This window comes from Streptomyces sp. NPDC090798 (assembly GCF_044768965.1).
GTDB lineage: Bacteria > Actinomycetota > Actinomycetes > Streptomycetales > Streptomycetaceae > Streptomyces.
In genome coordinates this window covers 1-9434 of the sequence record NZ_JBIVXA010000050.1, presented here as the reverse complement: position 1 = coordinate 9434, position 9434 = coordinate 1, and the positions used below count along the sequence as shown (strand labels likewise).

1 protein-coding gene is annotated in these 9434 nt (G+C 69.8%); it reads right to left on the bottom strand.

Features of this window, described 5'->3' with window-relative positions; genetic code table 11:
- Window positions 1–9434, bottom strand: a 9434-nt coding sequence (locus ACIQTP_RS46785; protein ID WP_403412320.1) for an amino acid adenylation domain-containing protein, incomplete at both ends; no start/stop codon positions are given.

The window sequence follows — 9434 nt, the reverse complement described above, 5'->3', positions numbered from 1 at the left end:
CGCCCAGCACCCTCCAACACCGGCAGATGACTCGGCGTCACCTTCAGGAACGACACCGGCAACCCGGCACCGACCCCCTCCCCAACCCCCGCCGAAGACAAAGCCGCAACCACCACACACCCACCCGCGACCAAAGCCCCGTACAACGCGGTCACACCCGCATCGAACGACACCGACGCATGCCACACCGTCGAACCCGCAAGATCCGGATACGCCTGCGGACACCGCACCACATAATTCACCAACGCCGCATGCTCGATCACCACACCCTTCGGCCGCCCCGTCGAACCCGACGTATAGATCACATACGCCGGATGAGCAGAAACCACCGAAGACAGACGGTCCGCATCGACAAGGTCGGAGACGCTCAGCGCCGCAAGCGCGTCCCGCACCACGGGCTCGTCCAAGTGCACAAGACGGTCGGTGAACACACCGTCCTGAGGCAGCACCGACGACGTGACCGCATCGGTGACCACCAGGACCGGGTCGGCGTCGGCCAGCATGTACGCGATCCGGTCCGCCGGGTACTCCGGGTCCACCGGCACATACCCCGCACCGCTCTTCAGCACCGCGAGCAACGCCACGACCAGGTCGACCGAACGCGGCAGCGCGACCGCGACCAGCCGCTCCGGACCCACACCACACCGCACCAGATAGCGGGCCAGACGATTCGCCCGGACGTTCAGCTCCGCATACGACAGCTCAACCCCGCCGCTCACCACGGCAAGCGCATCCGGAGTCCGCACCACCTGGGCCTCGAACAGCTCCGGCAGCGTCACATCCGGAACCTCACGAGCCGTGTCGTTCCAGTCGACGAGCACCCGCTGCCGCTCCTCGGCACCGAGGACGCTGAGCTCGCGGACCGGCCGGTCGGGCGCGGCAACGACGGCTTCGAGGACCCGGGACAGTCGCTCGGCCAGTCGCTCGACGGTGGTGCGCTCGAACAGGTCGGTGCGGTAGTCGAGCCGCCCCGCCAAGCCTGCCGGTCCACCGTCGGCGGCGTGGGTCTCCCCCAGGCTGAACGACAGGTCGAACCTGGCCGCCGCCTCACCGACGGGCTCGGCGTGGGCCTGGACGCCGGGGAGGTCGAGGTCGGGCTGCGCGTTGTTGTGGAAGGTGAGCATGACCTGGAAGAGGGGGTGCCTGGCCATGGAACGGGCCGGGTTGAGGACCTCCACCAACCGCTCGAACGGCACGTCCTGATGCGCGAAGGCGGCCAGGTCGGCCTCGCGGGCCCGCTCGACGACCTCCCGGAACGTCGGATCGCCCGACACGTCGGTCCGCAGGACCAGCGTATTGACGAAGAACCCGACCAGGTCGTCGAGGGCGTCGTCGGTGCGTCCGGCGATCGGGGTCCCGATCGGGATGTCCTCGCCGGCGCCCATCTTCGACAACAGCACCGCGAGCGCGGCCTGCACGGTCATGAACACGCTCGCACCGCAGGAGCGGGACAGCTCCAGCAGCCGGGCATGCACCTCCGCGGGCACACGGAGCCCGACCGAACCGCCCTCGTGCGAGGCAACCGCCGGACGCGGGTGGTCGACGGGCAGTTCCAACTGATCGGGAAGGTCAGCCAGAGTCTCGCGCCAGAAGGCCACCTGGGCGGCGAGCACACTATCCGTGTCGTCCTCGCTGCCGAGGACCTCGCGCTGCCAGAGCGTGTAGTCCGCGTACTGCACCGGCAGCGCGTCCCACGCCGGTGCGGCGCCCCGGCACCGGGCCGCGTACGCCTCCGACAGGTCCCTGGCGAGCGGGGCCATCGACCAGCCATCGGCCGCGATGTGATGGACCACCATCACCAGCACGCACTCGTCGGCCGAGTCCACGTCGAGCAGCGTCACCCGCCACGGCAGATCACACTCCAGGTCGAACCCGGTACCCGCGATCGTGGCCACGGCCGAAGCCACGCCATCCGCGGGCACCTTTTCCACGGCGACGTCGGGGACGCCCGCGGCGCCCTGCCGAATCTCCTGCCGTGGCTCACCGTCCACCTGCGGGAACACCGTCCGCAGGCTCTCGTGCCGGCCCGCCACATCCGCGAGCGCCGCACGCAGGGCCTCCACGTCCAGCGAACCGGTCAGCCGCAGAGCGAGGGGAATGTTGTACGTGGCCGATACGCCTTCCAACTGTCCCAGGAACCACAGCCGACGCTGCGCGAACGACACCGGAAGCACTTCGGGCCGCACCCGCACACCCAACCGCTCCCGAACCCGACCACCCTCGTCCAACCGGCCGACCAGACCGGCGACGCTCGGCGCCTCGAACAGCGACCGGATGCCCACCTCGACGCCCAGCACCGTACGGATCCGGCTCACGAGCCGGGTCGCAAGCAGCGAATGACCACCCAGCTCGAAGAAGCTGTCGTCGATGGAAACGGCACCGACGTCAAGGACTTCGGCGAACAGACCGCACAAGATCTCTTCCTGGGGAGTACGCGGCCCACGACCCACTCCTGCGGCGTACTCCGGTGCCGGCAGGGCGCGCCGGTCCAGCTTCCCGTTCGGCGTCAACGGCAGATCGTCCAGCACGACGAACGCGGACGGCACCATGTAGTCCGGCAACCGCTCCGCCACGAACCCGCGGAGGTCACTCACATCAAGGCCACGGACGGCACCCGCGCCGTTCGGCACCACGTACGCCACCAGGCGCTTGTCACCCGGAGTGTCCTCACGTACCACGACCGTCGTCCGGGCCACCTGCCCGTGTGCCGCGAGGACCGCTTCGACCTCGCCCGGCTCGATACGGAAACCACGCACCTTCACCTGTGCGTCGACACGCCCCACGAACTCCAGGACCCCGTCACTGTTCCACCGCACCACGTCCCCGGTGCGGTACATCCGCGATCCGGGCATCTGCGCGAAGGGATCCGCGACGAACCGCTCAGCCGTCAGGCCCGCGCGGCCCAGGTAGCCCCGTGCCAACTGCGCACCGGCGATGTACAGCTCGCCGGCCACGCCCACCGGCACCGGCGACAGGCCCGTATCCAGCACGTACACGCGGGTATTGGCGACTGGCCGGCCGATCGGAATCGCAGCCGGCAGTTCGGCATCCGTGTACCACGAGGTCGCGTAGACCGTGGCTTCGGTCGGCCCGTAGCAGTTCGCGATGCGGGACTCGGGGAAGGCCGAGCGCATCCTTTTGGCGACGGTGGGCGAGATCGCCTCGCCCGCCATCACGACCGTCGCCACGTCGGTCGCCGGTTCACGGTCCAGGAGACCGGCGAACACCGAGGGAACGCCGCTGACCAGCGGCCGGCTGCCGGCGTCTCCGGCGGATTCGTCTCCCAGCGCGAGCAGGTCCCGGAGCACGTTGATCCGGCCGCCGGCGAGCAAGGGGGCGATCATCTCGAAGACCGACACGTCGAAGTTGAGTGACGTCGTTGCGTAGACCTCCTCCCCCAGGCGGTCCGCACCGATCCCGTAGGCAGCCCATGAGGCGAGGTTCACCACGCTGCGCTGCTCGACCACCACGCCCTTCGGCCGTCCGGTCGACCCCGACGTGTAGATCACGTAGGCCGGATGGCCGGACAGCACCGGAGACTGACGGTCGTGGTCGGACAGGTCGCCACCGTCCTGGGCGGCTACGGCCCCCAGGGCGTCGGGCCCGTCGAGCAGCACGCGCCGGGCATCACCGTCGTGGGGCAGCGTCGCCGCGGTGGCCGCGTCCGTCAGCATCAGTACCGGGTCGGCGTCGGCCAGCATGTACGCGATCCGGTCCGCCGGGTACTGCGGATCCACCGGCACATACCCGGCGCCGCTCTTCAGTACGGCCAGCAACGCCACGACCAGGTCGGTCGAGCGCGGCAGCGCGACCGCGACCAGCCGCTCCGGACCCGCACCACACGCCACGAGATGGCGGGCCAAGCGATTCGCCCGGACGTTCAGTTCGGCGTAGCTGAGCCCAGCCCCGCCGCTCACCACGGCAAGGGCGTCCGGGGTTTTCGCGACCTGCGCCTGGAACAGCTCCGGCAGTGTCGCGTCCGGAGCCTCACGGGCAGTGTCGTTCCAGTCGACGAGCACCCGCTGCCGCTCCTCGGCACCGAGAACGCTGACGGAACGAATCGCCGTGTCGGGATCAGCGGTGACGGCCGCCAGCACGCGGACCAGCCGGTCCACGAGGCTGCGGACCGTCTCCTCCGTGAACAGATCCGTGCGGTAGTCGAAGTGTCCCAGGAGCCCGGCGGGGGTGCCGTCCTCGTCGTGGAGTTCACCCAGGCTGATGGACAGGTCGAACTTCGACACCGCGCCCGTCGTGGGCTCCGGTCGAACGCTCAGACCAGGGAGCGCTAGATCCGGTTCGGCGACGTTCTGGAAGGCGAGCATGACCTGGAAGAGGGGGTGCCGGGCCATGGAACGGGCCGGGTTGAGGACCTCCACCAGCCGCTCGAACGGCACATCCTGATGCGCGAAGGCCGCCAGGTCAGCCTCCCGGACCCGCTCCACCACCTGCCGGAACGTCGGATCACCAGCGACATCCGTCCGCAGGACCAGCGTGTTCACGAAGAACCCGACCAGGTCGTCGAGGGCGTCGTCGGTCCGTCCCGCGATCGGCGTCCCGATCGGAATGTCGTCTCCGGCGCCCATCTTCGACAGCAGCACCGCCAGCGCGGCCTGCACCGTCATGAACACGCTCGCACCGCAGGAGCGGGACAGCTCCACCAGCCGGGCGTGCACCTGCGCCGGAACACGCACGTCCACGGAAGCGCCCTCATGCGAGGCGATCGCCGGACGCGGGAAGTCGACCGGGAGCTCCAGCTGCTCGGGGACTCCGGACAGGGCCTCCTGCCAGAAGGCGACCTGCCCGGCGATCACGCTCTCGGGGTCGTCCTCGCTACCCAGAACCTCGCGCTGCCAGAGCGTGTAGTCCGCGTACTGCACCGGCAGCGCGTCCCACGCCGGTGCGGCGCCCCGGCACCGGGCCGCGTACGCCTCCGACAGGTCCCTGGCGAGCGGGGCCATCGACCAGCCATCGGCCGCGATGTGATGGACCACCATCACCAGCACCCACTCGTCGGCCGAGTCCACGTCGAGCAGCGTCACCCGCCACGGCAGATCACACTCCAGATCGAACCCCGTGCTTGCCATTCCGGCGACAACAGCAGCAACCCGGTCGGCGGTCACCGGCTCCACGCGGAGGTCCGGAACACCCGCGGGAGGGGCCAGGACGAGCTGGCTCGGCTGACCGTCGGCATCCTGCGGGAACACCGTCCGCAGGCTCTCGTGCCGGCCCGCCACATCCGCGAGCGCGGCCCGCAGCGCCTCCACGTCCAGGGTCCCGGTCAGCCGGAGGGCGAGCGGAATGTTGTACGTCGCCGATACGCCTTCCAGCTGGCCCAGGAACCACAGCCGACGCTGCGCGAACGACACCGGAAGCACCTCCGGCCGCGCCCGCACACCCAGCCGCTCCCGAACCCGACCGCCCTCGTCGAGCCGGTCGACCAGACCGGCCACCGTCGAAACCTCGAAGAGCGACCGGATGCTCAGCTCCGCGCCGAGCACCGACCGGATGCGGCTCACGAGCCGGGTCGCCAGCAGCGAATGCCCGCCCAGCTCGAAGAAACCGTCGTCGATCGACACCGACTCCACACCCAGAACCTCGGCGAACAGCCCGCACAGGATTTCTTCCTGGCGGGTCCGCGGTCCACGACCCGCACCTGCGGCGTACTCCGGGGCGGGCAGGACGCGGCGGTCCAGCTTCTGGTTCGGGGTCAGCGGCAGGACGTCGAGCGTGACGAAGGCGGACGGCACCATGTAGTCCGGCAACCGCTCCGCCACGTGTGCACGCAGTACGGCCGGGTCGACGACAGCCTGGCCGGGGGCCGGCACCACGTAGGCGACGAGCCGCTTGTCCCCCGGCGTGTCCTCACGTACCACGACCGCCGTCCGGGCCACCTGCTCGTGACCGGCCAGGACGGCTTCGATCTCGCCCGGTTCGACACGGAAGCCGCGTACCTTCACCTGCGCGTCTGCCCGGCCGAGGAACTCCAGGACTCCGTCCGTGGTCCAGCGCACCACATCCCCGGTCCGGTACATCCGCGAACCGGGCGCCACAGCGAACGGATCCGCCACGAACCGCTCGGCCGTCAGACCGGCACGACCCACGTAGCCCCGGGCCACACCGGCGCCGGCGATGTACAGCTCGCCCGCCACACCCCGAGGCACCGGCGCGAGAGCCGCATCCAGTACGTATACCCGCGTGTTGTCCATCGGACGGCCGATCGGCACCGAACCGCCCACGGCAACGCCCACCGGCATCTCGTACTGCGTCGCGCACAGCGTGATCTCCGTCGGCCCGTACAGCACCCGCACGACGGTGTCCGGACACGCATCCATCACACGCTGCACGGCGACCGGTGACACCACGTCACCACCCGTCAGCACCTCACGCAACCGGGCGAGGCATGTCGGGGTCTCCTCCGCTATGACCCGGAAGAGCCCCGCGGTCAGAACCACGCCAGTGATCTCGTGCGTCTTGATCAGCTGTTCCAGGGACGTCGCTTCCAGGGTTCCCTCGGGAGCCACGACGATGGTTCCGCCGGAGAGGAGAGGGAACCACAGCTCGAACGTCGAGGCGTCGAAGGCGTGCGGCGAGTGGAAGAGGACGCGCTCGTGGTTGTCCGTCCCCCAGCACCTGTTCAACACGAGGTCGGCGACCCCTCGGTGCGTGGCAGCCACGCCTTTGGGCTCGCCGGTCGAGCCGGACGTGTACATCACATAGGCGAGCCCATCGACACCGCCGGCGCCACGGGCACCATGGACGCCACTCGCACCACTGACGCCACCTGCATCAGCCGGCTGCACACGTTCCGCTCCGGATACGGCTGCAAGGGCTGCGTCTGTAGCGGGGGAAATGACCTTCACGGCCCCGGCGAACTCACGTGCTTGCGCGAGCCGGTCCGTCACCAGCAGTTCGGCACCGCAGTCCTCCAAGACCAGCCGAAGCCGGCTCGGGGGAAGTCCCTCGTGCAACGGCACGTAGTGCGCGCCGGTCTTCAGTACGGCCAGCAGTACGGTCACCAGTTCCGCGGACCGTTCCATCCACAGGCCGACCGCTCGCTCGGGTCCGGCGCCCAGGCCGGCGAGATGTCCGGCCAGCCGATCCGCCTGCTCGTTCAGTTGTGCGTAGGTGAGTTCCACCCCGTCACTCACGACGGCTATCGCGTCGGGGGTACGTACGGCCTGGGCTTCGAACAGCTCCGTGAGAGTCGCCTCGGGAACCTCGCAGGCGGTGTCGTTCCAGGCGAGCAGAACCTGCTCGCGCTCGTCCGCGCTCATGACGTCGATGCGACGGACGGGCGTGTCCGGGTCGGTGGTGACGGTGTCGAGGAGGTGGACCAGCCGCTGGGCGAGGAGTTCGATGGTCGCCGCTTCGAACAGGTCGGCGCGGTAGTCCAATCGCCCATCGAGACCCGCGGGTGTGCCGTCGGTGTGGGTCTCGCCCAGACTGACGGAGAGGTCGAACTTCGCCACCGTCCCGTCCATCGGCTCCGGCCGCACGGTCAGGTCGGGCAGATCGAATCCGGACTCGATCGTGGAGCCGGTCGTGGAGCCAGTCGTGACACTGCGGATGGTGCTCAGGAGCGGTGCATGGTGCTGAACGGCGAGCATGACCTGGAAGAGGGGGTGCCTGGCCATGGAACGGGCCGGGTTGAGGACCTCCACCAGCCGCTCGAACGGCACGTCCTGATGCGCGAAAGCGGCCAGGTCGGCCTCCCGCACCCGCTCCACCACCTGCCGGAACGTCGGATCACCAGCGACATCGGTCCGCAGGACCAGCGTGTTCACGAAGAACCCGACCAGGTCGTCGAGGGCGTCGTCGGTCCGTCCCGCGATCGGGGTCCCGATGGGAATGTCCTGGCCGGCGCCCATCCTCGACAGCAGCACCGCCAGTGCGGCCTGCACCGTCATGAACACGCTCGCACCGCAGGAGCGGGACAGCTCCACCAATCGCGCATGCGTTTTGGCCGAGACCTGCACACGCACCGACGCACCCTCATGCGAGGCGATCGCCGGACGCGGGAAGTCGACCGGCAGCTCCAGCTGCTCGGGCAGGTCGTTCAGGGCCTGCTTCCAGTAGGCCACCTGCCCAGTGATCACGCTCTCGGGTTCGTCTTCGTCGCCGAGGACTGCCCGCTGCCACAGCGTGTAGTCCGCGTACTGCACGGGAAGCGCGTCCCAGACCGGGGCCTCGCCCTTGCAGCGAGCCGCGTACGCACGGGACAGGTCCCTCACCAGAGGTCCCATCGACCAGGCGTCCGCAGCGATGTGGTGTACGACCACGACCAGAACCCACTCACCCGGGGCCGGCTGGAGCACCCGTACCCGCCACGGCAGGTCCAGTGCCAGATCGAACCCGGCCGTCACCACGGCTGAGATCGCGGCAGCGAGCTCGGGCTCCGGGACCTGCTCGACCGGGCAGTGCGGCACGCCCGCGGCGCCCGTGCGGATCTCCTGCCACGGTTCCCCGTCCACCTGGGGAAACACGGTCCGCAGGCTCTCGTGCCGGCCCGCCACATCCGCGAGCGCCGCCCGCAACGCCTCCACGTCCAGCACCCCGCTCAGCCGCAGAGCGAGGGGAATGTTGTACGTCGCCGATACGCCTTCCAGCTGGCCCAGGAACCACAGCCGGCGCTGCGCGAACGACACCGGAAGCACCTCCGGCCGCACCCGCACGCCCAGCCGCTCCCGAACCCGACCACCCTCGTCGAGCCGGCCGACCAGACCGGCAACGGTCGGCTCCTCGAACAGTGATCGGATGCTGACCTCGATCCCGAGTACGGACCGGATCCGGCTCGCCAGGCGGGTCGCAAGCAGCGAATGGCCACCCAGCTCGAAGAAGCTGTCGTCGATGGAGACCGACTCCGCGCCGAGGACCTCGGCGAACAGCCCGCAGAGGATCTCCTCCCGCGGCGACCGGGGCCCACGACCCGCACCAGCCGCGATGTACTCCGGTGCCGGCAGGGCGCGCCGGTCCAGCTTCCCGTTCGGCGTCAACGGCAGAGCGTCCAGCACCATGAACGCCGACGGCACCATGTACTCCGGCACACGTTCGGACACGTGCTCACGCAGTACGGACGCGTCCAGGTGTGCCGGCGCCGTGCCCGCGGCCGGCACCACGTAGGCGACCAGACGCTTGTCACCGGGCGTGTCCTCACGCACCACCACCGCGGCCTGGCCCACCCCGGCATGACCGGCCAGCACGGCTTCGATCTCGCCGAGCTCGATGCGGAATCCCCGTACCTTCACCTGCGCGTCGGCACGGCCCACGAACTCCAGCGCACCGTCGGCGGACCAGCGCGCCACGTCCCCGGTCCGGTACATCCGCGACCCGGGCGCCACAGCGAACGGATCCGCGACAAACCGCTCAGCCGTCAGGCCCGCACGACCCAGATAACCCCGCGCCAGCTGCGCACCCGCGATGTACAGCTCGCCCGC